Genomic DNA, 23668 nt, shown 5'->3' on the forward strand with positions numbered 1-23668 from the left:
ATATATGACCCAACAAAGTAAAGGTGTAAGGCAAGGGCCCTTTAAATCATCCCGGTGGTTTAAATACATCAGGGTAATGTCCTTACAGTTGAATCCGCTTTCCTATGAGGAGTCATACCATGATCAAGGGCATCCAAATCACCCAGTCTGCCAACGCCGCTCTGCTGAACTCGTTCTGGCTGCTGGACGAAGAGAAGCAACAGGCTCGCTGCATCTGCGCCAAGGGTGATGCCTTTGCCGCCGATCAGGAAGTCAGCGTCTCCGACCTGGGCCAGTTCGAATACCGTGAACTGCCGGTACAGGCCGAGCCGGCCGTCGAAGGTGGCCAGCACCTGAACGTCAACGTCCTGCGTCGCGAGACCCTGGAAGACGCCATCGCCAACCCGGAAAAGTACCCGCAGCTGACCATCCGCGTCTCCGGCTACGCCGTGCGCTTCAACGCACTGACCCCGGAACAGCAGCGTGACGTGGTGACCCGCACCTTCACCCAGAGCCTGTAAGCTGCTCTGCACCAACCGGTATCATGAAAAACGGCCCAAACGGGCCGTTTTTTTATGGGATGCCGCAGCCCCCTGCTTCATCGGCTCTCGCGGCTGGTTTCACGCCAGCCACAGACCCATCAGTGCAAATCCACCTTTGCCGCCAGCGGCGGTCTGCTCGGTACCAGGACAACAAACAGCAGGCAGATCATCTAGCCGCAGACAACGCATTGCCCGGGCTGATCCCTCCAACCCGCTGCCCTCCCAGTTTGATGGGGTGTGTCTGGGCAGAAATATCCATGCAACAACCCGTGGTGAAACATGGGTTGTCTCGCCCGGTTCGTGCTGCTCTCTCATCACAACAGGGGCTACTTTCAGCTGTGAAAAAAGCAATTGATAGACATCAGTGACACTGAAAACTTAACGACATCTGCACCACGCAAACCCAGGGGTATTTATTTCTCGACTGATTGATGTCGCCCCGGGAAACCAGAGCAGCGCGAAAACAAAAATGCCCCGCAGTGCGGGGCATTTTTATGGGGCCAGCATGGGCCAAGTTCAGATGGAAGTATCGAGCGGCTCGAAGCCCTTGACCAGATCGTCGATGGCCTTCATCTGCTTGAGGAAGCCTTCCAGCTTCTCCAGCGGCAACGCGCTCGGGCCGTCGCAACGGGCCACCTTGGGGTCCGGGTGGGATTCGATGAACAGACCGGCCAGACCGACCGCCATGCCGGCACGGGCCAGCTCGGCCACCTGCTCGCGGCGACCACCGGAGGCCGCGCCCATGGGATCGCGGCACTGCAGGGAGTGGGTCACGTCGAAGATGACCGGGTAGCCGCCGGTGCTCTTCTTCATCACGCCCAGCCCCAGCATGTCCACCACCAGGTTGTCATAACCGAAGTTGACGCCGCGCTCGCACAGGATCAGGCGATCGTTGCCGCACTCCTCGAACTTGTCGGTGATGTTCTTCATCTGGCTTGGGCTGAGGAACTGCGGCTTCTTGATGTTGATGACGTTGCCGGTGCGGGCCATGGCCTCCACCAGGTCGGTCTGGCGCGCCAGGAAGGCGGGCAGCTGGATGACATCGACCACCTCAGCCACCGGCTTGGCCTGATGGGGCTCGTGCAGATCGGAGATAACCGGCATGCCGAAGGTCGCTTTCAGCTCCTGGAAGATCTTCATCCCCTCTTCCAGACCCGGACCGCGGTAGGAGTGGATGGAAGAGCGGTTGGCCTTGTCCCAGCTCGCCTTGAACACGAACGGGATACCCAGCTTGGAGGTCACTTCCACGTACTTCTCGCACACGGCCATCGCCATGTCGCGCGATTCCAGCACATTCATGCCACCGAACAACACGAACGGTTTGTCGTTGGCGACGTCGATGCCATTGACCTTGATATTCTTCTGTTCCATCTCAGGCTTCCTTAGGTAAAAGGGCTTGCAGGGCTTGAATCCACATCTGGCCGCGCTGCCCCGGGCGGCGCGGCCTCGATACTCGTCTGTTGCATCTCCCAGGCCTTGCATGCAGCGGCATGGGACTCTCAATTCGGCCAGGGCCTCGCATGCAGCGAGGCCGTCAGCCCCTCAGTGGAGGGGCTTGGGGCTCAGATCCAGGGCGGCCAGCTGGGCTTTCAGCACGTCGGCCACCGGATCGTCCGGGCACTGTTCAATAAAGTACTCAAAATCGTCGGCGGCAAAGCGCGGGCAGTCGAGCTGCTCGTAGATAAAGCCGCGATCCCGCGTCTCCAGCGGGTCGCCGGGCTTCATCCACAGCAGCAGTTCGCTGCAACGCAGCGCCTCTGTCATCCGGTCTTCCCGCAGCAGGGCACCCTTGCTCACGTTGAGCAGCCGCTCGATGATCTCCCACTGACCGGCAGGTTGCAGGTGATCCGAGGTGAGGGTGGCCAGATTGCCGAGGGCCCCGCGCAGCAGCAGCTCGATGTGGTGCAGGCTCAGCTCGTCGCCGGTGAAGGGGTCCACATAGACCTCCCCCTCGCTGCCGGCAAAACTCACCAGGAAGTGGCCGGGGAAGCAGATCCCCTCCACGTCCAGCCCGAGCTTGCGCCCCAGCTGAATGATGAGGATGCCAAGGCTGACCGGAATGCCCTGCTTGCGGACCAGAACCTCGGCCAGATCGCAGTTGGCCACCGAGAAGTAGTCCTGCCAGTCGCCGTGAAACCCTAAGGTCTGGTAGAAGCCCTGCAGCAGCTGGCGGCGTACCTGGTCGCAATCCCCCTCCTCGATGGCCTCGTCCAGCCAGGCGTCGAGGCGGGCCAGCTCCGCCGTCCCGCGACCGCTGATGCCATGGATCTCGTCGCTCACCGACAGCGCCAGCTCGGCGATGTCATGGGCTTCGAAATCGGTCCATTCGTCTACGCGTATCATCGTCATCATCCTTAACCGAACAGGCTGGCCTGCTTGTAGACGGCCAGCTTGGCGATGAAGAAGACCCAGCCGAGGGCTCCCAGAAACGCAAACCAGCGGATGCCGTTACTGCGGGCCAGGCGCAGTGCCATCATGGCCAGAAAGGCCACCACCAGGATGGCGGTCAGCTTCTCGCTGAGCCAGGGGGTGGCGTTGTTGAGCGGGTTGAGATCCAGCACCATGCACAGCAGCACGCCGGAGAGCACCACTAGGCCGTTGAGCCAGCCGCTCACCTTGAGGGTACGGGCGCTGGCGGCGCGGCTCGAGCCGGTCTGCAGCCAATAGAAGCGCAACATGAACATCAACACGGCCAGGCCTATCAGCAGCAGGTGCAGATGTTTGATAGCATAATACATAACGTGTCCTTGAACAGAGGCAGGCCCGGCCCGCCCGTCATCATCACTGAGCCAGCCGCCCCAGGGTCACCCGCTCGTTATCGCCGTAATCGCGCACGGTTTCCACCTGGACGTAGCCCTGTTGCAGCAGGAGTTGACGCACCGCCTCCCCCTGCTGCCAGCCATGCTCCAGCAACAGCCAGCCGCCCGGCAGCAGATGGGCCGGCGCGCCCGCCACGATGAGGCGGATATCCGCCAGCCCCTGCTCGTCCGCCACCAGGGCGGAGCGAGGTTCGAAGCGCACGTCCCCCTCGTCGAGGTGCGGATCCGCCCCGTCGATGTAGGGCGGGTTGGAGACGATCATCGCAAAGCGCGGCGCCTGGCTTGACGAAGGCTCGACCAGCGGCTCAAACCAGCTGCCGTCGCGCACCTCGATGGGCAGACCCAGCGCGGCGCTGTTGGCACGGGCCAGGGCTGCCGCTGCCGGCATCCTGTCCACCGCCCATACATCGGCATCCGGTCGCTCCGACTTGAGCGCCAGTGCGATGGCGCCGGTGCCAGTGCCCAGATCCAGCACGGCGCAGGGGCCTGCTGGCAGCCGCGCCAGCGCCTGCTCGACCAGCACCTCGGTATCGGGGCGCGGGATCAGGGTGGCGGGGCTCACCTTGAGCGGCAACGACCAGAACTCCCGCTCGCCAATCAGGTGGGCGATGGGTTCGCCATTGAGACGGCGTTCGAGCCAGCCCTGCAGGGTCGCCTGCTGGGCGGCATTTAGCTCGCGCTCCGGCCAGGTCATCAGGTAGCTGCGCCGGCACTCCAGCAGATGGCAGAGCAGCGCATCGGCATCGGCGCGGGGGGATTCCCCGGAGGCCAACGTCGCCATGATGTGGGCGCGAGCCTGCTGGATCTGCATCAGTTGCTCTCGGCCAGGGAGGCGAGCTGATCGGCCTGGTACTCCTGGATCATCGGGCTGATGACGCAGTCCAGGTCCCCTTCCATGATCTCGCCGAGGCGATAGAGGGTGAGGTTGATGCGGTGCTCGGAAAGGCGCCCCTGCGGGTAGTTGTAGGTGCGGATACGCTCGGAGCGATCGCCGGAGCCCACCAGGTTGCGGCGGGTGCTCTGCTCGGCGGCGCGGTGGCGCTCATCCTCGGCCGCCTGCAGACGGGCGGAAAGCACCGACATCGCCTTGGCGCGGTTCTTGTGCTGGGAGCGCTCATCCTGGCACTCCACCACCAGCCCGGTGGGCAGGTGGGTGATGCGGATGGCGGAGTCGGTCTTGTTGACGTGCTGACCGCCGGCCCCGGAGGCGCGGAAGGTGTCGATCTTCAGCTCCGAGGGGTTGATCTCGATCTGCTCGGCTTCCGGCACTTCCGGCAACACGGCGACGGTGCAGGCGGAGGTGTGCACCCGGCCCTGGGATTCGGTTTCCGGCACCCGCTGTACCCGGTGACCACCGGATTCAAACTTGAGGCGGCCGTAGACGTGCTCGCCCTCCACCTTGGCGATCACCTCCTTGTAGCCGCCGTGCTCGCCGTCGTTGCAGCTGACGATGGAGACCCGCCAGCCCTGGCGCTCGGCATAGCGCGAATACATGCGGAACAAGTCGCCCGCAAAGATCGCCGCTTCGTCACCACCGGCGCCGGCGCGGATCTCCAGGTAGCAGTTGTTGTCATCCTTGGGGTCGCGCGGCAGCAGCATCACCTGCAGCGCCTGCTCCTGCTCCTCGAAGGTCGCCTTGGCCAGCGGCAGCTCCTCCTGCGCCATCTCGCGCAGGTCGGCATCCTCCTCTTCCAGCATCTGGCGGGTGGCCTCCAGGTTCTCTTCGGCCTGGCGGAATTGCTGGAAAGCGTGAACGATATCTTCCAGCTGGGCATATTCCCGGGTCAGGGCGCGGTAGCGATCCTGATCCGCGGCCACGTCCGGCTCGCCGAGCATGGCCTGTACTTCTTCGTGGCGCTCGATGAGGCCTTCCAGCTTTCTGATCAGTGACGGGTTCATAAATCTTGTGTTCTCGATGGAGGACGGGACGACCGGGTGATCGCCCCAAAACTATGACTCTTGTGACAACCCCAGCACCTGGCGCAACTGGGCCAGCTGGTGGTGATCCCCCTGGGCGGCGGCCTGGCGCAGGGCCTGGGTCGGTGCGTGGATCAACTTGTTGGTGAGGCGGTGGGCCAGCGCCTTGAGCGCCTGCTCGGCAGGCTCGCCCTGTTGCAGGGCCAGCAGGGCGCGCTGCAGCTCTTCATCGGCCACCTGTTGGGCCTGGTGACGGTAATCGCGGATGAGATCCACCGAGTGGAGGCTGCGATACCAGCCCATGAAGTCGTCGCGCTCTTCCTGCACGATGAGTTCGGCCTCGGCGGCGGCCCGTTTGCGGGTCTCGAGATTCTGCTCGATGATGCCCTGCAGGTCATCCACCGTGTAGAGATAGGCGTCCGAGAGCTCGTCCACCTCCGCCTCGATGTCGCGGGGCACGGCGATGTCAACCAGGAACATGGGCTTGAAGCGACGAGCCTTGAGCGCCCGCTCCACCATGCCCTTGCCGATGATGGGCAGGGGGCTCGCGGTGGAGCTGATGACGATGTCCGCCTCGTGCAGGTAGTCCGGGATCTCTTCGAGCGTCATCACCTGGGCGCCGAACTCCTCGGCCAGCAGCTGGGCCCGCTGCAGGGTGCGGTTGGCCACCATCATCTGGGTGACATTCTGCTCGCGCAGGTGGCGGGCCACCAGTTCGATGGTCTCGCCGGCGCCGACCAGCAGCACCTTGGTCTGGGAGAGATCGGAGAAGATCCGCCGCCCCAGGCTCACCGCGGCAAAGGCCACCGACACGGCACTGGCGCCGATCTCGGTATCGGTGCGCACCCGCTTGGCCACCGAGAAGGATTTCTGGAACAAACGCTCCAGCGCCCCCTTCACCGCCTCGGATTGCTGGGCATGGGCATAGGATTGCTTGATCTGCCCCAGGATCTGCGGCTCTCCCAGCACCAGGGAGTCGAGCCCGCAGGCCACCCGCATCAGGTGGCGAACCGCCTCCTCGTCCTGATGCCGGTAGATGGCGGAGACCACCTCGGCCGCATCCAGATCGTGGAACCGCTGCAGCCACTGCAACACCTGCTCGCCCTGCCCCTGCTCCAGACTGCAGTAAAGCTCGGTGCGGTTGCAGGTCGAGACGATCACCGCCTCGCTTACACCGGGTTGGGCGACCAGCTCACGCAAGGCGCGATCGATGCAGTCCGGGCCGAAGGCGACCCGCTCCCGCAAGGCGACACTGGCGGTGTTGTGGTTGATTCCGAGGGCAAGCAAACTCATGAGTGGGCGTGGATCGTATCTGTGCGCAGGGAGTAAAGGCTGCCAATTGTACGAGAAAGGGTAAGTCTTTAAAAGCGATACGACCCCCCCGTATACTGTGCCAAATCACCTTTTCCGGAGCATGACCTTGTTGTTGCGTCTTTTCACCCTTGGCTGCCTGCTGTTGCTGACCGGTTGTGCCACTACCCAACCCCAGCGCGATCAGGTCAACTGGCAGCAGGAGCGTACCCGTCTCGAGCAACTGACCCACTGGCAGCTGTCTGGCAAGATGGCCATCATCACCGCCCAGCAGAAGGGCAGCGCCCGGGTCAACTGGCAGCAGGATGGCGACGACTATCGCCTCAACCTCACCAGCCTGATCGGCACTCACATCCTGGAGCTCTCCCGCAGCAAGGGCGAGATCACCCTGATCGACAACGAGGGCAATCCCCATCAGAGCCAGGATGCCGAGGCGCTCGTCTATCAGCTCACCGGCTGGAACATTCCGGTGGCCGGGCTGCCGGCGTGGATCAAGGGCTTGCCGGGCGAGGCCGAGTTCGAGCTCAACCCCGACCGCAGTCTGGCCAGCGTGCGTGACGGCCAGTGGCAGATCGTCTACGGCGACTACCAGGATCAGGATGGCTACCGCCTGCCGCACCTGCTCACCATGACCGGCCAGGGCAGCCGCCTCAAGCTGCAGATCAACCAGTGGACCATCGCCCGCTGATGGCGGCTATCGACAAGGACTCCCCCATGAGCGCCATGCGCTGGCCGGCTCCGGCCAAACTGAATCTCTTTTTGCACGTCAACGGCCGTCGCCCGGACGGCTACCACGAGCTGCAGACCCTGTTCATCTTCCTCAACCACGGCGACTGGCTCGAGTTCGAGGTGATCCCTGGCAGCGACAAGCTCACCTTGAGCCCCGCCATTCCCGGCGTACCCGATGAGCAGAACCTCATCATCCGCGCCGCCCGCCTGCTGCAGGCCAGACTGCCAAGCCCGCAGGGGGCCCATATCAGGCTGGAGAAGGTGCTGCCCATGGGCGGTGGCATCGGCGGCGGCTCGTCGGACGCCGCCACCACGCTGGTGGCCCTCAACCACCTCTGGCAAGCCGGCTTGAGTGAAGACGAGCTGGCGGATCTCGGTGTGCAGCTGGGGGCCGACGTGCCGGTGTTCGTGCACGGCAAGGCCGCCTTTGCCGAGGGGGTTGGTGAACGGTTGCTGCCGGTCGAGCTGCCGAGCGCCTGGTATCTGGTGCTCAAGCCTGATTGCCATGTAGCGACCGCCGCCGTGTTCCAGGATCCGGACCTGCCCAGAGATACCCCGAAAATGGCATTGCACAATCTGCTGGAAGGGGAGTGGAAAAACGATTGCGAATTGCTGGTGAAAAAGCGCCACCCCGAGGTTGCCAATGCGCTCGGCTGGTTGCTAGAATACGCGCCGTCAAGAATGACGGGCACAGGAGCCTGCGTCTTTGCTCAGTTTGAAGACGAAGTGGCTGCTCGGGAAGTGTTGGCAAAAGTGCCGAGAGGATGGGATGGGTTTGTCGCCAAGGGCGAGAACATATCACCACTCTTTGCTACATTGCAACAAGTCAGTGATTGGGGTATCGCCAAGCGGTAAGGCAGCGGGTTTTGATCTCGCCATTCCTAGGTTCGAATCCTAGTACCCCAGCCATCTCCTGAACATCGAACAGGGTATATCGATTCACCTGCCGCAGCAGTCTTGCCGGGAGTGCATGCTCCCCCTCGCCGGTTGCAGCACCCATCGTTACCCTGTCGTCATCGGGAAGGTCACTGGTCATCATGGATGACGGGGCGTCGACCAGCACGACGCTCAACCGGCTTGCCGCATGTAACCTGGGCACCTGACCTGAAAGCAGCCTATAGTGGTCTGACCCGTCAACTTGATAAATCGTTTGCCCCCAAACGATAAGGGTCTAATCAGACTCCCCACATACTGGATGCAACCCCGAGGTTTCAAACCGTGCCTGACATGAAGCTGTTTGCTGGTAACGCAACGCCGGAACTAGCCCAGAAGATCGCAGATCGCCTGTTTATCAAACTCGGCAATGCTGCCGTAGGTCGCTTTAGCGACGGCGAGATCAGCGTACAGATCAACGAGAATGTACGTGGTGGCGATATCTTCATCATTCAATCCACCTGTGCCCCGACCAACGACAATTTGATGGAATTGATCGTGATGGTGGATGCTCTGCGTCGTGCTTCAGCTGGCCGTATCACTGCCGTAATTCCCTACTTTGGCTATGCCCGTCAGGACCGCCGCGTCCGCTCCGCCCGTGTACCCATCACCGCCAAGGTCGTCGCCGACTTCCTCTCCAGCGTGGGTGTGGATCGCGTGCTGACCGTTGACCTGCATGCCGAGCAAATCCAGGGCTTCTTCGACGTCCCGGTCGACAACGTGTTCGGCAGCCCGGTGCTGCTGGAAGACATGAAGTCCAAGAACCTCGAATCCCCCGTGGTCGTGTCGCCGGACATCGGCGGCGTGGTGCGTGCCCGCGCCATCGCCAAGCTGCTGGACGATACCGACATCGCCATCATCGACAAGCGTCGTCCCCGCCCGAACGTCTCCCAGGTCATGCACCTGATCGGTGACGTGGCCGGCCGCGACTGCATCATCGTCGACGACATGATCGACACCGGCGGCACCCTGTGCAAAGCCGCAGAAGCCCTCAAAGAGCGCGGCGCCAAGCGTGTATTCGCCTACGCCACTCACCCGGTCTTCTCCGGTTCCGCCGTGGAGAACATCAAGAACTCCGTAATCGACGAACTGATCATCACCGACTCCATCCCGCTCACCGCGGAGATGAAGGCGGTCGACAAGGTCAAGCAGCTGACGCTCTCTTCCGTGCTGGCCGAAGCCATTCGCCGCATCAGCAACGAAGAGTCCATCTCTGCCATGTTTGAGCATTGATAGACCCTGTTGTGACAAAAACCGCCAGCTGGCGGTTTTTGTCTTTCTAGTCCCAGTTACACCCGGTATTGCCCTGCCTCGTTGCAGGTTAAGGATTGTTCCATGAATCGCTTGCGCCCGCTGCTGCTCCTCGCCTTCTGCAGCTTCCTGTTCGCCTGTCAGCCTGGCAGTGAAAACCAGCCCTTCGTGCTGACCCTGGCTCACATGAACGACACCCACTCCCAGTTCGACCCGGTCAACGCCGAACTGAAGGGACCCCTCTTTGGCAAGCAGGGGGAAACCGACACCCTCTACACCCGCTTCGGCGGCTATCCGCGCCTGCTCACCATGGCGAAAGCCTTCCAGGCCGACGCGCTGGCCAAGAACCAACCCCTACTGCTGCTGCACGGTGGCGATGCCTGGCAGGGCAGCGGCTACTTCAAGCTCAACGAAGGGATGGCCAACGCCGAACTGCTGAGCCAGTTCGGCCTCGACGCCATGGCGCTGGGCAACCACGAATTCGATCTCGACAACCAGAAGCTGGCCCGCTTCATCAAGGGGGTCAACTTCCCGGTGCTGGCTGCCAACCTGGATACCCGTGACGATCCGGATCTGCGCCACGCCGCCAACCTCAAGCCGTTCGTCATCTACGCCTTCGACGGCAACCAGAAGAGCCCGGTCAGCGACATCAACAACCTGCCCCAGGGCAAACAGCTGGTCGCCGTGATGGGGCTGGTGCTGGAGGACATGGCCAACATCTCCCCCAACGTCGGCAAACTGCGGTTCGGCAATGAAGTCACCTCGGCCCAGGCCACGGTGGATCTGCTGCGCCAGCACGGCATCGACCACATAGTGGCGCTCACCCACATCGGCAACCAGCGGGATCTGGCGCTGGCGGCCAAGGTGAACGGCATCGACGCCATCGTCGGCGGCCACTCCCACAGCCTGCTCGGCGATTTTCGCAACATCGGCTGGGGCAACACAGGCGAATATGCCCAACTGGTCACCAACCCGGACGGGGTCGGCATGACCTGCGTAGTACAGGCCGGCTCCTATGCCCAGGCCATCGGGCTGGCCCAGGTCAGTTTCGACGCCCAGGGCCGGGTCATCTCTTGTCAGGGTCAGAACCAGCTGCTGGCCAGCCGCGACTTCTTCGCCGACCCGGCTCGCCAGCAGACACTGGATGAAACCCGCAGCAAGCAGGCCGGCAAGTTCATCGACGCCCAGCCCAATCTGGTGACCGTGGACGAGGATCCGCGCCTGCGCGGCATCATCGACAGCCACTACAAGCCCGCCCTCGAGCAGGCGTTCGGCCCCGTCATCGCCACCGTGCCGGCCGCCCTGCAAAATGCCCGCCGCCCCGGCGACAACGGCAGCGACAGCCACGGCTCCGACGTCGCCCCCCTGGTGGCAGAAGGGCAGTATTACTGGGCCAATACCCCGGCGGTGCAGGCGCTGACCGGCGGTCCGGTCCACTTCGCCCTGCTGGCGGTGGGCGGCGTGCGCGCCGATCTGCCGGCCGGCGAGCTGCGCGAAGGGGATGCGGCGCTCACCTTGCTGCCATTCAAGAACCAGCTCTCGGTGCTGACCCTGACCGGTGCCGACGTGCGCGCCCTCTTGACCGAGACCATCACCGCCACCCTGCCCGCCAGCGCCCACGCCGGCAAGTTCCCCTACGGTGGCCACCTGCGCTACACCTTCACCGAGACCACCCCGGGCAAGGGCGGCGCCCTGACCCAGCTGCAGTGGCAGGACGCCGACGGCCAGTGGCTGGATCTGGTGGATGCGACGCGCTACCGGGTGGTGATGAACGCCTACAGCGCCAACGGCAACGATGGCTGGCAGGCGCTGGCCCGCGCCCAGGCGCAGCAAGCCGAGCGGCTGGATCTCGCCTGGCAGGATGGCAAATTGACCGGCTTCCCGGTCGAACGGGTGGAGCAGAGCGGCGATCAGCTGAGCGCCCGCTATGCCGCCGGCCATCAGCTTGACTGCAAGGCAAGCGGCGTGGATTGCGGCACCGACGCCGCCTCCTTCGTGCAGTATGTGCGCGAACAGCGCCCGACCCTGACGGCGCTGGCAGAAGAGACAGTCACCCTGGTGCGTGCCGCGCAGTAACCCGGCCCCCGCAGGCAAGACACAAAACGGGCCCCGCACTGGGGCCCGTTTTGCTGCCGTTGGCCACCGGTTCCCCGCTTTTCCCCGGCACTGGCCGAGCTTTGGTTGAGTGATCGCCAGTCGGCGGCTAGAATATTGCGTCCCATTGCCCTGGGCAGTCTGCCCATTGCAAGCAGCGAGTGAAGAAATCAAGCGTGACAAGCCAAATCAAACTGATCGTGGGGCTGGGCAATCCCGGCCCGGAATATGCCAAGACCCGCCACAACGCGGGCGCCTGGTATGTCGAGCAACTGGCACGCTGGCACAATGTCAGCCTGCGCGAAGAGCCCAAGTTCTTCGGCCACACCGCCCGCATCCAGGTGGATGGCCAGGATGTGCGCCTGCTCATCCCGAACACCTACATGAACCTCTCCGGCAAGGCGGTGGCCGCGCTGGCCCGCTTCTACCAGATCGAACCGGAAGCCATGCTGGTGGCCCACGATGAGCTGGACCTGCCCCCCGGCATCGCCAAATTCAAGCAGGGCGGTGGGCACGGCGGCCATAACGGCCTCAAGGACATCATTGTCAAGATGGGCAACAACAACAATTTCTTCCGGCTGCGGCTGGGGATAGGTCACCCGGGCGCCAAGGAGCTGGTCGCTGGTTTCGTGCTGACCAAGGCGCCCAGCAGCGAGCAGAGCCTGATCGACGCCGCACTGGACGAATCCCTGCGCGCCACCGACATTCTGTTCAAGCAGGACATGACCAAGGCCATGAACCGCCTGCACAGCTTCAAGGCCGAGAAAGTCTGAATAGAGATGCCTGACCATGGTCAGGCTCGCACAATATGACGGGGTCGCCCAAGAACCTGTTCACGCTCTGTAACGAGAGGTTGTCAGCAAGGTAAAGCGCAGCGCAGGAACCGGAGCGTATAGTCATACGTGAGGATTCCGAGCAGCACATGAGCCTTGATCACAGCCTCGCAGCAAGAGCGTGGGCAGGTTCTGCGGCCCTCAACAGCATCCATCACGTAAGGTAACAATCCATGGGTTTTAAATGCGGTATCGTGGGCCTGCCCAATGTAGGCAAATCCACCCTGTTCAACGCGCTGACCAAGGCCGGCATCGAAGCCGCCAACTTCCCGTTCTGCACCATCGAGCCGAACACCGGCGTGGTACCGATGCCGGATCCCCGCCTCGACCAGCTGGCGGCCATCATCAATCCGCAGCGCGTTGTGCCGACCACCATGGAATTCGTGGACATCGCCGGCCTGGTGGCTGGTGCCTCCAAGGGCGAGGGCCTCGGCAACCAGTTCCTGGCCAACATCCGTGAAACCGAGGCCATCGGTCACGTGGTGCGCTGCTTCGAGGACGAGAACATCGTCCACGTCGCCGGCAAGGTCTCACCGGCCGACGACATCGAGGTGATCAACACCGAGCTGGCTCTCTCCGATCTGGATGCCTGCGAGCGCGCCATCAACCGCCAGTCCAAGCGCGCCAAGGGCGGCGACAAGGATGCCAAGCTGGAAGTGGAAGTGCTGGAGAAGATCAAGGTGGCACTGGAAGACGGCCAGATGATCCGCGGCATGAAGCTGGACAAGGACGAGCTGGCCGCCGTCAGCCACCTCAACTTCCTGACCCTCAAGCCCACCATGTACATCGCCAATGTGGCGGAAGATGGCTTCGAGAACAACCCCTACCTGGATCAGGTGCGTGAAATCGCCGCCGCCGAGAACGCCGTGGTGGTGGTGGTCTGCTGCGCCATCGAAGCGGATATCGCCGAGCTGGACGACGAAGATCGCGCCGAGTTCATGGCGGATCTGGGCATCGAGGAGCCGGGCCTGAACCGGGTGATCCGCTCCGGTTACGAGTTGCTCAAGCTGCAGACCTACTTCACCGCCGGCGTGAAAGAGGTGCGGGCCTGGACCATTCCGGTCGGCGCCACCGCCCCGCAGGCCGCGGGCAAAATCCACACCGACTTCGAAAAAGGCTTTATTCGCGCCCAAACCATCGCCTTCGAAGACTTTATCGCCTACAAGGGTGAGCAGGGCGCCAAGGAAGCGGGCAAGATGCGCGCCGAAGGGAAAGATTACATCGTCAAGGACGGCGATATCATGAACTTCCTGTTCAACGTCTAATCCCATGAGAGGCCAGCATTTGCTGGCCTCTTTTTTTATCTGGCCCAAGCACCTATCTGCTGGATATGTCGTAAAAAAAACCAGATTGTTGGGCTTTTGCGCGACAGCGACCAATAACTCGCCAAACGCACTCAAATCGTTTTTTCAAACAAAAAAAGGGTTGACGCCCCACAGCCAGATACGCATAATTCGGCCCGCACAGTGACGAGGCAACGAGGCACTGGAAGCAAGGTTGGCTATGTAGCTCAGTTGGTTAGAGCATCGCACTCATAATGCGGGGGTCACAGGTTCGAATCCCGTCATAGCCACCATTTCTAGTTGGGGTATCGCCAAGCGGTAAGGCAGCGGGTTTTGATCTCGCCATCCCTAGGTTCGAATCCTAGTACCCCAGCCATTATTTCAGTTGTCGGCATTAAAGTGCTGGTGACAGGTCAAGGGAAGCAGTGATGGGTGTTGAACTCGTCAATGTGTCCAGGTTCAAATCCTGGTATCCCGGCCATTGTTAAAAGATGTTTGATAGACTCTGTCAGACATTGCTGTTGGGGTATCGCCAAGCGGTAAGGCAGCGGGTTTTGATCTCGCCATCCCTAGGTTCGAATCCTAGTACCCCAGCCATTTTTAAAAAGATGTTTGATAGTCTCTGTCAGACATTGCTGTTGGGGTATCGCCAAGCGGTAAGGCAGCGGGTTTTGATCTCGCCATCCCTAGGTTCGAATCCTAGTACCCCAGCCATCATTCTGTTCTCTTCCACCCAGTGGTTGACAACAAACGGCTATGTAGCTCAGTTGGTTAGAGCATCGCACTCATAATGCGGGGGTCACAGGTTCGAATCCCGTCATAGCCACCATTTTGAAAAACGTTCCTTCAATCATCTGATTGCAAAGAACACTGTTGGGGTATCGCCAAGCGGTAAGGCAGCGGGTTTTGATCTCGCCATCCCTAGGTTCGAATCCTAGTACCCCAGCCATTTTTACTTGTATTCGACGCAAGTCGTGCACAAGACGGCTATGTAGCTCAGTTGGTTAGAGCATCGCACTCATAATGCGGGGGTCACAGGTTCGAATCCCGTCATAGCCACCATTACTCTTGCGGAAGTGGCGAAATTGGTAGACGCACCAGATTTAGGTTCTGGCGCCCTAGGCGTGAGAGTTCGAGTCTCTCCTTCCGCACCATCGAAAGCAGTACCAAACAGACCAGCCCAGGCTGGTTTTTTTGTATCCGGCGTTTGCCACTCCTCTTCCCCTCTCCATGTCGTCACGCCCCTGCAATATCCTCTGCATGGACGGCTACAACCGCCCCTCAGCAAAGACACGCCAGCCCTGCTCCCGCCTTGGGCGCACAGTTCATGTCAGTGCCTTGCAGCCAATAAAAAGGCGGCCCGCAGGCCGCCATGTCATATGTGCCGTCAGAACGGAAAAAACCAGGGGATGGCGATGACGCTCACCACCATCACCAGCGCCGTAAAGGGCACGCCGATGCGCACGAAGTCCACGAACTTGTAGTTGCCTGGGCCCAGCACCAGGGTGTTGACCGGCGAGGAGACAGGCGTCATGAAGGCCGCCGAGGCGGCGATGGCGATGGTCATGGCAAACGGATAGGGCGAGACCCCCATCTGCTGGGCCGTGCCGAGCGCGATCGGTGCCATCAGCACCGCCGTCGCGGTGTTGGAGATAAACAGCCCTATGATGGCGCACAGGGCGAACAGGCTGGCCAACATCACCCGCGGCCCCATCTCCCCCACCGCCGAGATCAGCGCGCCGACGATGAGATCCACCCCGCCGGTCTTTTGCAGCGCGAGCGCAAAGGGCAGCATGCCAACGATGAGGATCAGGGTTGGCCAGTGGATGGACTTGTAGGCACTCTCCATGTCGATGCAGCGAAACTTGCCCATCAGCAGGCAGGCGATCAGCGCCGCAACCACGTTGGGCACGGGATCGGTCACCATCAGCACTATCATGACCCCGAGTGCGATCAGGGCGTGAATGGCCTGACTGCGGGCCGGCGCCATCTCGTCCACTTCGGCCGGCAGACCCAGCAAGAGGAAGTCACGGCTGTGAGTCTGCAGCAGGCGGATCAGGCTCCAGTTGCCCACCACCAACAGGGTATCCCCCATCTGCAGCACCTCGTCCACCAGCTTGCCGCCAAGCGCCTCGCCGGCTCGGCGGATCCCCACCACGTTGAGACCATAGTGAGAACGAAACGCCACCTCGCGGATGCTCTTGCCGAGCAGACGGGATTCGGGGATGAGCGACACCTCCGCCATGCCCACCTCCCGCGCCTGATCGGAAAAATACTCGCCGCGCAGGATCATGGGTTCGAGCCGCGCCTCGCTGCAGAACTCCCGCACGTCCGCATCGGGGTCGGACATGTCGATGAGCAGCACATCCTTGGCCTGGAACTCGGTCACCCCGGAGACGGTCACCATCACCCGCCGGAACTTGCGCCAGCGCTCCACCCCGATGACGTTGGCCCCGTAGCGGGCTCGCAGTTGCAGCTCGTCCAGGGTCTGGCCGATCAGGGGAGAGTCAGGCCGCAAGGCCAGCCGGCGCGCACGCCCGGCCAGCCGATAGTCGCGAATGAGATCGCGCATGGTGCTGCGTCCGCTCTGCTTGTGCTTGCCCTCCTCCTCGTTACGTACCAGGGAGGTGCGCATCAGCAGCATGTAGAGGATCCCCATCCCCAGGATGATGACCCCCATGGGGGTGAAGCCGAAGAAGCCGAAACCGTGGATGTCGTGGCGCATCAGCTCACTGTTGACCACCATGTTGGGCGGCGTCGCCACCAGGGTCATCATGCCGCTGATGAGGCCGGCAAAGCCGAGCGGCATCATCAACCGGCCGGCCGGGATCCCCATCCGGTTCGCCACGCTCAGCACCACAGGGATGAAGATGGCCACCACCCCTGTGCTGCTCATCACTGCCCCCAGCAGGGCGACCGCCACCATCAGCAGCACCAGCAATCGGGTCTCGCTGCTGCCGGCTACCTTCACCAGTGCGTCCCCTACCTGATAGGCGATGCCGGTGCGCACCAGCCCCTCCCCCACCACGAACAGGGCGGCGATCAGGATGACGTTGGGATCGCTGAACCCCGCCAGCGCCTGTGGCAGGGTCAGGGTGCCGCTCAGCACGAACAGTATGATGATCAGCAAGGCAACCACGTCCATGCGGACCTTGTTGCTCACAAACAGATAAATGGCGCCCACCAGCATGCAGAGGACCCAGACCAGCTCGGAATTCACGCTCGCTCCTTTCGTTCAACACCACCCCGACCGCGGCAGGGCGGATCCCATCAGACCACAGCCAATTCATCCCCATTTTGTGACATATCAATAAAGGGGCAGGGCATCATCGCATATCAGGGCGTCATCAGGGGCCTAAAGTTGCCCGGCTCTTTTCTCATTCTTTGAGGTGGCTCGGCCCTGCACGGACAAAAGTCCTGCAAACACCCCCACGCCGCCCCTAGAATAGGCCCGGTTCACGCCCCCTATTTTCCAAGGAAACGAAAATGAGCATATTCGAGTGGTTCAGCATCAATCACACCCTGGTGACCATACCGCTGGGCGGTGGTTACGCCATGTCGTGGATCGAAGCCGTCGGCACCCTGTTCGGACTGGCCTGCATCTGGTGCGCCAGCCAGGAGAAGACCATCAACTACCTGTTCGGGCTCATCAACGTCAGCCTGTTCGCCATCATCTTCTTCCAGATCCAGCTCTACGGCCTCTTGCTGCTGCAGCTGTTCTTCTTCTGCGCCAACCTCTATGGCTGGTACGCCTGGACCCGCCCGGCCAATGCCCAGGGGGATACCCTGCAAATCCGCTGGCTCAGCAAGTCCAAGCTCATCGCCACCGCCGCAGTGAGCGTGCTGGCCATCGCCCTGCTGACCCTCTATATCGACCCGGTCTTCGCCGCCCTGGCGCGCACCGCCGTCGCCCTGCTCAACCTGTTTGGCGCCAATCTAGCCACCCCTGAGCCCTCCCCCGATGCCTTCCCCTTCTGGGATGCCAGCATGACGGTGCTCTCCGTGGTGGCCCAGATCCTGATGACCCGCAAGTACGTGGAGAACTGGATCCTCTGGGTGGTCATCAACATCATCAGCATCGGCGTCTATGCCGCCCAGGGGGTCTATGCCATGTCCCTTGAGTACCTGATCCTGCTGTTCATCGCCGCCAACGGCACACGCCTCTGGATGGCCAGCGCCAAACGTCCGCAACAGGAAGTGATCGCATGAGCCTGCTGCCCCATCTGCAATGCCGCCCGGACCAGATCGCCGAGCGGGTGGTGCTGTGTGGCGACCCGGCCCGGGTCGACCGCATCGCCAGCCAGCTCGATGAGTGTGACGTGCTGGGCCAGCACCGGGAGTTTCGTCTGATCAACGGTCGCTACCGGGGGCAGCCCATTACGGTGTGCAGCACCGGCATCGGTGGCGCCTCCGCCGTCATCGCGCTGGAGGAGCTGGTGCAGGCGGGTGCCCGCGCCCTCATCCGGGTCGGCTCCGCCGGCGCCCTGCAGCATGAGATAGCGCTGGGGGATCTCATCGTGGTGGAGGGGGCGGTGCGCAGCGAAGGCGCCTCGCAGGCCTATCTGCCGCCTGAGTACCCCGCCTGCGCCGACATCCGCCTGCAGGCCGCCCTGCTCGCCCATCTCGGCGCCAGCGAGCATCCTCACTGGCACGGGCTGGTGCGCTCCCACGACAGCTTCTACCGGGATGACGAGCAGGAAGTGTGTCGCTACTGGCACGCCCGCGGCGTGCTCGGGGCGGACATGGAGACGGCCTCCCTGCTCGCCGTCGGGCGCCTGCGCAAGGTGCGGGTAGCCGCCGTGCTCTGCAACGTGGTGACCTTCGAGCAGGATGTGCAGGAGGGGGTGAGCGACTACGCGGCCAGCGAGGCTGCCATGATGACCGGCGAGCGGCTGGCCATTGCCGCCGCCCTCCACGCCCTGACCCAATAGGCCGGGTCTGCCGGGGCAGTAGCCGGCCCCGGCAAAACGTTAAGCCCGGCACATTCGGGGGCACCAGCGCTGGCATCCCACCCCCGCCCTTGCTAGCCTCATGGCCCTCGTCAAGCCGGGCCTTCCCCATGCAGCAACAACCCTATCCGCTCGGTCGCTTTCACGCCGAGCTTGCCGCCCTCGAACCGCGCTTTGCCGCGGCGCTGGCGGCCTGCACCCTCCATTCGCGCCGCTACCTGCCGGGCGAGCCCATCCTGCGCCAGGGGGAGCAGTGCGAGCACCTCTATTTGGTGGCGCAGGGGCGGATTTCCCTCAACAGTGCGGTGCACTCGGGGCGGCTGTTTCAACTCGGCGAGATCGAGTGCCACCAGCAGATCTTCGGCGAGATGGAGTTTTTCAGCGCCACCCCGGTGCAGTGGAGCGTGGTGGCCGAGACCGAGCTGGACGCAGCCGTCATCTGCGCCGACAAGCTGGCCAAGCGGCTGCTGGCCGAGCCCGAGCTGACCCTCTTCTTCGCCGCGGCGCTTGCCAGCGACTACCTGGACACCCTGGACATCACCACCAGCCGGCTGCTGCACCCCATCGCCTACAACATCGCCTTCGAGCTGTGGCGCGAGCGCCAGCGCACCCCCATGCTCGGCTCGCGCAAGCGGGCCCACGAGGCGGCGCGCTTCGGCACCACCGAGCGGGTCTATCGGCGCGCCCTCAAGGAGCTGATCGAACAGGGTATCGTCGCCGATGGCCCCGACGGCCCCGTCATCGCCGATCTCACCAGGCTGCGCGCCTACCTTGACCTTTGATTTCCATTCACCCCATTTCGATTCACCCTGTCAGGAGAGTGCCATGTCTACCCATCCCGAGTTCACCTTCTTCAGCCGCTTCGTCGCCGACATCCAGGCCGGCCGCAAGACCATCACCATCCGCGACGAGAGCGAAGCCGACTGGCAACCCGGCCTGCGCCTGGCCCTGTTCACCAACCCGGAGCACCAGCCCTTTGGCACCATAGAGGTGCTGTCGGTCAAGGCGGTCGCCTTCGATGAGCTCAATGACGAGCACGCCCGCCAGGAGAACATGACCCTCCCTGAGCTCAAACAGGTGCTCCGCGCCATCTACCCCACCCTACCGCCGCTCTATGTCATTGAATTCAAACTGCTTGATTGAACCGGATTTGGTCTTTGCCGAGCGATGTGTTAATAGTGTCCTCTTTTGAATCAGGGAGATGACCCGAGTGTTTGAGATAGCGAGCCTGCGAGAGGGCATGATGCACGGGGTCGAGCTGTTCCAGCTGCTGCTGGAGATCATCTCCATCGCCTGTGTGGTGATAGGGTTGGGCAAGACCCTCTGGCTGGCGGCGCGGGTGCGGGATCACGAGCCCGGCTTTCCCCATATCCGGCTCTGTTTCGGCAGCTGGCTCATTCTGGCGCTGGAGTTCCAGCTCGCCGCCGACATCCTGGCCACCACGGTGGCGCCGAGCAAGGAGGAGCTCATTCGTCTCGCCATCATCGCGGTGATCCGCACCTTCCTGAACTACTTCCTCGGCAAGGAGCTGGAAGCACAAGCGGAACGCCAGCAAGACAAGGCAGAGCGCCAGCAGGCGCCGCACAGCGAGCAGGCCAGAACAGCCCAATAACCTGCTTGCCTTGCCCGGCATCCCAGCAAAGTGCCGTGCCATCCCGACCCCCGTGGTTCGGGATGGCCCAGTTGTGACCCTGCCCTCACTTTTGACAATCAGCCATCAATGGAACCCTTTTCAAGGTTTTCCCTGCCCTGTTGACTTCCCGCTCATCTGCGTAAGATAGACATTCTCCTCCCCCAACCGGCCAAGCGGATGAACAGAGAGCCCCTCCCCCTCGACCAGTGCGTCATCTACCAGATCTATCCCATGAGCTTTCAGGACAGCGATGGCGACGGCATGGGCGACATCAACGGTATCCGCCAGCGGCTCGGTTATCTGGCCACCCTGGGGGTCGACATGCTGTGGCTCACCCCCCTCTATCGCTCCCCCAAACGGGACAACGGCTACGACGTGGCGGATTACCGCGCCATCGACCCCGCCTTCGGCACCCTGGCCGAGATGGAGCAGCTGATCGCCGAGGCTGCCGCTCACGGCATCGGCATCATGATGGATATCGTCGCCAACCACACCTCCACCGAGCATGAGTGGTTTGTGCAGGCGCTGGCCGGCGATCCCCGCTATCAGGCCTACTACGTGTTTCGCGATCAGGCCTTTGTCGATGCTCACCCCATTACCTCGATCTTTGGCGGTAGCGGCTGGCAGTACGTGCCGGCGCTGGATCGCTACTACCTGCACAACTTCGATGTGAGCCAGGCCGATCTGGACTGGGACAACCCGGTGGTGCGCGCCGAGATGGCAGAGGTGATCCACTTCTGGCTGGGCAAAGGAGTAAAGGGATTTCGCTTCGATGTGATCGACATGGTGAGCAAGGATTGGGACCGGCTTGCCATGAGCAACGGCCCCCGCCTGCACGACTATATCCGCGAGCTCAATGCCGAGAGCTTCGGCGGCCAGGGGATCATCACAGTGGGGGAGACCTGGTCGGCGGATCTTGCCCATATGCAGAACTATTCGAACCCCGATGGCAGCGAGTTCAGCATGGTGTTCAACTTCGAGCATCTGGGGCTCGGCAGTGACAAGTGGACCTCCCGCTTCGACCCTCTCGCCTTCAAGCGGGCCATGGCCCGCCACCAGCAGGGGCTCCATGGCCGAGGCTGGAACAGCCTGTTTCTCGGCAACCACGACCTGCCCCGCGCCGTCTCCCGCTTTGGCGATGACAGGCCCGAGTGGCGCGAAGTGAGCGCCAAGCTGTGGGCCATGGTGCTGCACCTGATGCAGGGCACCCCCTTCATCTATCAGGGGGAGGAGTTGGCCATGACCAACCGCCACTGGCAGCCGGATGAGCTGCGCGACGTGGAGGCGATCAACTACCTCGCCAGCCAGGCGGGGCTGGATCCTGCCGATCTCGCCCGCCGCCTCGATGCCATCGGCCGCGACAACGCCCGCACCCCGATGCAGTGGGATGCCGGCCACCAAGCCGGTTTCAGCACCGTCACGCCCTGGATTGCGCTCAACGCCAACCACCTCGAGATCAACGCCGCCGAGCAGCTGGCCCGCCCCGACTCGCCGTTTCACTGCTATCGCCAGCTCATCGCCCTGCGCAAAGCCCATCCGGTCATTCGTCACGGCGACTTCGAGTTGCTGGATGGGGATGACCCGGAGCGCATCGGCTATCGCCGCTGCTGGCAAGACCCCGTGAGCGGGGAGCGGCACACCCTGCTGCTGCTCGCCAACCTCACTGACCACCCCCTAGTCATGCCGCACCTTGACCAGGTGGAGGCAGGCGCCCCCCTGCTGATAAGCAACTACCCGGGGCAGCCCGCCGCTACCTTTGCCCCCTATCAGGCGGTCGCCTGGTTGGTGCGAGCCCCCGCGTAACAGCAGGGGTCGCCGCCAGCCCCCTGCCATCTCCCCCCCTTGCTGGGCCCCAGAACCCTTTAATCACTTAAAAACTTCGCCCGGTCTCCTCACCGCAACCGCTCGGCGCCTTGTTCACTATCGACAACAAAAACACCACAACATATTGTTTTTATTCAAAATAAAAAAGTATTGAAGCGAGTGTTCTGTCATCAACCGCACGAATTAATCGCTGTTTAGCCAGAGTGAAAAGTCAATTCAGATTTGCGCCCTTGTGGTTCTTCGCCGGCTCCTTATGGTTTCCATCCGAAGCGTGCGGCGCAGCGCCGTACGCCGACGTTCAGGCTCGCGGGCACTCTCCCGCCATAACAACAGGACATCATCATGCGCAAAACCGGTGTGGCACTCGCCATCTCCAACCTCTTCTGGTTCCACTCGGCCATGGCGGCCCCTCTGATCTTCCCGGACGATCCCGCCCTCAGCAACGGCCAGCACTCCCTTGCCCTCGATCGCAGCTTCCAGCTGGCCCAGGACGATCTGGGCAACCGGATCCACCAGCTCCACCTGCCCCTCCAGACCGAGCCGGAACTGGTGGCGGAGCTGGAGCAGATCGGCAGGGAGCAGGGATTCTCGGTCAGCACCCACGCTGACATGTACGCCTGGACCGAGGACAACATGTGGCTGTCACGCGATGGCGCCCTCGTCTTCCGCCCCCAGGCGCCGCTGGCGGACAAGGGCAGCTACCACGCCTTCGTCACCGCCCTCACCGAGCAGAGCCCGGAGGCCGAGCAGGAGGGGCACCACAGTCTCGGCAGCCAGGATTCCCAGGGGCTCAACGAGAGCTATCTCTCCCAGGCCAACAGTTTCGCCGAGGAGCAGGGACGCGAGCTCATCCCCACCTTCTCCATCATCGATGGTGGCAACATGCTGACCGGCCAGCGCCCAGACGGTACTCCCTATGCCCTGATCGGTCGCGACGCCCTGCTGCAAACCACCCTGCACCACAGCCGGCTGGACAGCGAGCGCATCGCCACCCGCGAGGAGCGTATGGAGCGCGACGGCGAGTTTCGTCTGCAACTGAGCGAAGAGGTGTGGCTGAACAGTCCCTATACCATCCAGAAGGGTCATGACACCGAGGTGGATCTCATCCTGCTGGAGGCGGCCAACCTGCTGCCGTCCGGGCTGGATGAGCCGCAGCGCCACGCCTTTGCCAGAACCGCGCGGGCCAAGGCCGAGCTGGCTCAGTACGAGGTGAACTGGGCGACCCGCCAGGCAGCGGAGCAACGGATGTTTCTGAGCAAGCAGCAGGGGGAGCGCATTGCCGAGCGCTATCGCGCCATCCATGGCCAGCCGCTGCCGGCCTCCTTCGACCTGCTGGCCCAGCTCAAACGGGAGTACGCAGGCCTGGTGGTGACCGCCGATCTGCACGCCGACTTCGGCGATGAGCAGATAACCGATGCGCTGCAGACGCTGACGGCCGATGCCGCCACCCTGACCCGGCTTGGCCGCATGCTGCAGGCCGGCGGCTACCAGCGCACCGGGCTGACCGGGGCCGAGCAAGCACATCAGCCCCGCCGCTTCCTCGCCATGATGGCCATCAGCCAGCGCCTGAT

The 23668-nt window shown here is 62.7% G+C and carries 21 protein-coding genes and 9 tRNA genes; 23 read left to right on the forward strand and 7 right to left on the reverse strand.

Translation table 11 applies throughout. The features are described from left to right. The first annotated feature begins 119 nt into the window (after positions 1 to 119). A complete protein-coding gene (gene grcA, locus CAK78_RS17165; protein ID WP_010633231.1) occupies positions 120 to 500 on the forward strand; it encodes an autonomous glycyl radical cofactor GrcA in 381 nt (126 codons plus the stop codon). A 537-nt stretch (positions 501 to 1037) separates the two neighbouring features. Here the strand turns inward: grcA and kdsA are convergent. The 6 genes from kdsA to hemA all read right to left on the reverse strand — a co-directional run bounded on the left by kdsA (position 1038) and on the right by hemA (position 6550). Then, positions 1038 to 1892, reverse strand: a complete 855-nt coding sequence (kdsA, locus tag CAK78_RS17170) for a 3-deoxy-8-phosphooctulonate synthase (RefSeq protein WP_005298479.1) — start codon at positions 1890 to 1892, stop codon at positions 1038 to 1040. Between the two features lie 171 nt (positions 1893 to 2063). After that, positions 2064 to 2864, reverse strand: coding sequence for a SirB1 family protein (locus tag CAK78_RS17175; RefSeq protein WP_094698076.1), 801 nt, complete (start codon positions 2862 to 2864; stop codon positions 2064 to 2066). An 11-nt stretch (positions 2865 to 2875) separates the two neighbouring features. Beyond that, a complete protein-coding gene (locus tag CAK78_RS17180) occupies positions 2876 to 3259 on the reverse strand; it encodes a SirB2 family protein (RefSeq protein ID WP_094698077.1) in 384 nt (127 codons plus the stop codon). Positions 3260 to 3302: 43 nt separating this feature from the next. Continuing rightward, positions 3303 to 4151, reverse strand: a complete 849-nt coding sequence (gene prmC / locus CAK78_RS17185; protein WP_094698078.1) for a peptide chain release factor N(5)-glutamine methyltransferase — start codon at positions 4149 to 4151, stop codon at positions 3303 to 3305. Next, complete coding sequence (prfA, locus tag CAK78_RS17190) at positions 4151 to 5239, reverse strand: peptide chain release factor 1 (protein ID WP_094698079.1); 1089 nt, start codon at positions 5237 to 5239, stop codon at positions 4151 to 4153. Before prfA ends, prmC begins: the two co-directional genes overlap by 1 nt. Positions 5240 to 5290: 51 nt before the next feature. Continuing rightward, a complete protein-coding gene (hemA, locus tag CAK78_RS17195) occupies positions 5291 to 6550 on the reverse strand; it encodes a glutamyl-tRNA reductase (RefSeq protein WP_094698080.1) in 1260 nt (419 codons plus the stop codon). Between the two features lie 121 nt (positions 6551 to 6671). Here hemA and lolB point away from each other — a divergent pair, with 121 nt between their 5' ends. From lolB to CAK78_RS17270, 15 genes are all read left to right on the forward strand, one after another. Beyond that, positions 6672 to 7256 (forward strand): lipoprotein insertase outer membrane protein LolB, encoded by a 585-nt coding sequence (gene lolB, locus CAK78_RS17200; RefSeq protein ID WP_094698081.1) that lies wholly within the window; start codon positions 6672 to 6674, stop codon positions 7254 to 7256. Positions 7257 to 7282: 26 nt separating this feature from the next. Further along, entirely contained in the window at positions 7283 to 8152 is an 870-nt protein-coding gene (gene ispE, locus CAK78_RS17205; protein WP_094698091.1) for a 4-(cytidine 5'-diphospho)-2-C-methyl-D-erythritol kinase, read from the forward strand. Beyond that, positions 8132 to 8206, forward strand: a tRNA-Gln gene (locus CAK78_RS17210). The genes ispE and CAK78_RS17210 overlap by 21 nt, the downstream gene beginning before the upstream one ends. Positions 8207 to 8515: 309 nt before the next feature. After that, entirely contained in the window at positions 8516 to 9463 is a 948-nt protein-coding gene (locus CAK78_RS17215; RefSeq protein WP_005298464.1) for a ribose-phosphate pyrophosphokinase, read from the forward strand. A gap of 102 nt (positions 9464 to 9565) precedes the next feature. After that, positions 9566 to 11557 carry a bifunctional metallophosphatase/5'-nucleotidase gene (locus tag CAK78_RS17220; RefSeq protein WP_094698082.1) on the forward strand — a complete coding sequence of 664 codons (1992 nt, stop codon included), beginning with the start codon at positions 9566 to 9568 and terminating at the stop codon, positions 11555 to 11557. Positions 11558 to 11751: 194 nt separating this feature from the next. Continuing rightward, complete coding sequence (gene pth / locus CAK78_RS17225; RefSeq protein WP_094698083.1) at positions 11752 to 12348, forward strand: aminoacyl-tRNA hydrolase; 597 nt, start codon at positions 11752 to 11754, stop codon at positions 12346 to 12348. A gap of 233 nt (positions 12349 to 12581) precedes the next feature. After that, on the forward strand, positions 12582 to 13673 hold the full coding sequence (ychF, locus tag CAK78_RS17230) for a redox-regulated ATPase YchF (protein ID WP_005298458.1): 1092 nt from the start codon (positions 12582 to 12584) through the stop codon (positions 13671 to 13673). Positions 13674 to 13907: 234 nt separating this feature from the next. After that, positions 13908 to 13984 (forward strand) — tRNA-Met (locus tag CAK78_RS17235). An 8-nt stretch (positions 13985 to 13992) separates the two neighbouring features. Further along, positions 13993 to 14067 (forward strand) — tRNA-Gln (locus CAK78_RS17240). A 146-nt stretch (positions 14068 to 14213) separates the two neighbouring features. Continuing rightward, positions 14214 to 14288 (forward strand) — tRNA-Gln (locus CAK78_RS17245). A gap of 42 nt (positions 14289 to 14330) precedes the next feature. After that, a tRNA-Gln gene (locus CAK78_RS17250) sits at positions 14331 to 14405 on the forward strand. A gap of 38 nt (positions 14406 to 14443) precedes the next feature. Then, positions 14444 to 14520 (forward strand) — tRNA-Met (locus CAK78_RS17255). A 45-nt stretch (positions 14521 to 14565) separates the two neighbouring features. After that, a tRNA-Gln gene (locus CAK78_RS17260) sits at positions 14566 to 14640 on the forward strand. 36 nt (positions 14641 to 14676) lie between these two features. Beyond that, positions 14677 to 14753 (forward strand) — tRNA-Met (locus CAK78_RS17265). Between the two features lie 8 nt (positions 14754 to 14761). Further along, positions 14762 to 14845: transfer RNA gene (locus tag CAK78_RS17270), tRNA-Leu, on the forward strand. A gap of 233 nt (positions 14846 to 15078) precedes the next feature. Here CAK78_RS17270 and CAK78_RS17275 read toward each other — a convergent pair. Further along, a complete protein-coding gene (locus CAK78_RS17275; protein WP_094698084.1) occupies positions 15079 to 16911 on the reverse strand; it encodes an SLC13 family permease in 1833 nt (610 codons plus the stop codon). Between the two features lie 266 nt (positions 16912 to 17177). On the opposite strand from CAK78_RS17275, the gene pnuC reads away from it, so the two are divergent. From pnuC to CAK78_RS17310, 7 genes are all read left to right on the forward strand, one after another. Beyond that, entirely contained in the window at positions 17178 to 17900 is a 723-nt protein-coding gene (gene pnuC, locus CAK78_RS17280) for a nicotinamide riboside transporter PnuC (protein ID WP_094698085.1), read from the forward strand. Then, the gene (locus CAK78_RS17285) at positions 17897 to 18622 is read left to right on the forward strand and encodes a nucleoside phosphorylase (RefSeq protein WP_094698086.1); all 726 of its coding nucleotides are present in this window, start codon (positions 17897 to 17899) and stop codon (positions 18620 to 18622) included. The genes pnuC and CAK78_RS17285 overlap by 4 nt, the downstream gene beginning before the upstream one ends. 128 nt (positions 18623 to 18750) lie before the next feature. After that, positions 18751 to 19422: a Crp/Fnr family transcriptional regulator gene (locus CAK78_RS17290; protein ID WP_176452837.1), complete on the forward strand. Its 672-nt coding sequence runs from the start codon at positions 18751 to 18753 to the stop codon at positions 19420 to 19422. A 43-nt stretch (positions 19423 to 19465) separates the two neighbouring features. Next, the gene (gene yqfB, locus CAK78_RS17295) at positions 19466 to 19783 is read left to right on the forward strand and encodes a N(4)-acetylcytidine aminohydrolase (RefSeq protein WP_094698088.1); all 318 of its coding nucleotides are present in this window, start codon (positions 19466 to 19468) and stop codon (positions 19781 to 19783) included. Positions 19784 to 19850: 67 nt separating this feature from the next. Continuing rightward, positions 19851 to 20252: a DUF1622 domain-containing protein gene (locus tag CAK78_RS17300; protein ID WP_176452838.1), complete on the forward strand. Its 402-nt coding sequence runs from the start codon at positions 19851 to 19853 to the stop codon at positions 20250 to 20252. Between the two features lie 198 nt (positions 20253 to 20450). Beyond that, positions 20451 to 22076 (forward strand): alpha-glucosidase, encoded by a 1626-nt coding sequence (locus CAK78_RS17305; protein ID WP_094698089.1) that lies wholly within the window; start codon positions 20451 to 20453, stop codon positions 22074 to 22076. Positions 22077 to 22439: 363 nt separating this feature from the next. Continuing rightward, positions 22440 to 23668, forward strand: a 1229-nt coding sequence (locus CAK78_RS17310; protein WP_094698090.1) for a hypothetical protein, incomplete at its 3' end; no start/stop codon positions are given.

Origin of the sequence: Aeromonas sp. A35_P (assembly GCF_002259925.1) — a bacterium.
In the GTDB taxonomy this organism is placed as follows: domain Bacteria; phylum Pseudomonadota; class Gammaproteobacteria; order Enterobacterales; family Aeromonadaceae; genus Aeromonas; species Aeromonas dhakensis.

Bases quoted from the DNA above. Each gene is read 5' to 3' on its own strand.
- kdsA (WP_005298479.1), bottom strand. From the start codon at position 1,892: ATGGAACAGAAGAATATCAAGGTCAATGGCATCGACGTCGCCAACGAC.
- ychF (WP_005298458.1), top strand. From the start codon at position 12,582: ATGGGTTTTAAATGCGGTATCGTGGGCCTGCCCAATGTAGGCAAATCC.
- CAK78_RS17285 (WP_094698086.1), top strand. From the start codon at position 17,897: ATGAGCCTGCTGCCCCATCTGCAATGCCGCCCGGACCAGATCGCCGAG.
- pnuC (WP_094698085.1), top strand. From the start codon at position 17,178: ATGAGCATATTCGAGTGGTTCAGCATCAATCACACCCTGGTGACCATA.
- prmC (WP_094698078.1), bottom strand. From the start codon at position 4,151: ATGCAGATCCAGCAGGCTCGCGCCCACATCATGGCGACGTTGGCCTCC.
- CAK78_RS17175 (WP_094698076.1), bottom strand. From the start codon at position 2,864: ATGATACGCGTAGACGAATGGACCGATTTCGAAGCCCATGACATCGCC.
- CAK78_RS17180 (WP_094698077.1), bottom strand. From the start codon at position 3,259: ATGTATTATGCTATCAAACATCTGCACCTGCTGCTGATAGGCCTGGCC.
- prfA (WP_094698079.1), bottom strand. From the start codon at position 5,239: ATGAACCCGTCACTGATCAGAAAGCTGGAAGGCCTCATCGAGCGCCAC.
- ispE (WP_094698091.1), top strand. From the start codon at position 7,283: ATGAGCGCCATGCGCTGGCCGGCTCCGGCCAAACTGAATCTCTTTTTG.
- grcA (WP_010633231.1), top strand. From the start codon at position 120: ATGATCAAGGGCATCCAAATCACCCAGTCTGCCAACGCCGCTCTGCTG.
- CAK78_RS17220 (WP_094698082.1), top strand. From the start codon at position 9,566: ATGAATCGCTTGCGCCCGCTGCTGCTCCTCGCCTTCTGCAGCTTCCTG.
- CAK78_RS17290 (WP_176452837.1), top strand. From the start codon at position 18,751: ATGCAGCAACAACCCTATCCGCTCGGTCGCTTTCACGCCGAGCTTGCC.
- lolB (WP_094698081.1), top strand. From the start codon at position 6,672: ATGACCTTGTTGTTGCGTCTTTTCACCCTTGGCTGCCTGCTGTTGCTG.
- yqfB (WP_094698088.1), top strand. From the start codon at position 19,466: ATGTCTACCCATCCCGAGTTCACCTTCTTCAGCCGCTTCGTCGCCGAC.
- CAK78_RS17305 (WP_094698089.1), top strand. From the start codon at position 20,451: ATGAACAGAGAGCCCCTCCCCCTCGACCAGTGCGTCATCTACCAGATC.
- hemA (WP_094698080.1), bottom strand. From the start codon at position 6,550: ATGAGTTTGCTTGCCCTCGGAATCAACCACAACACCGCCAGTGTCGCC.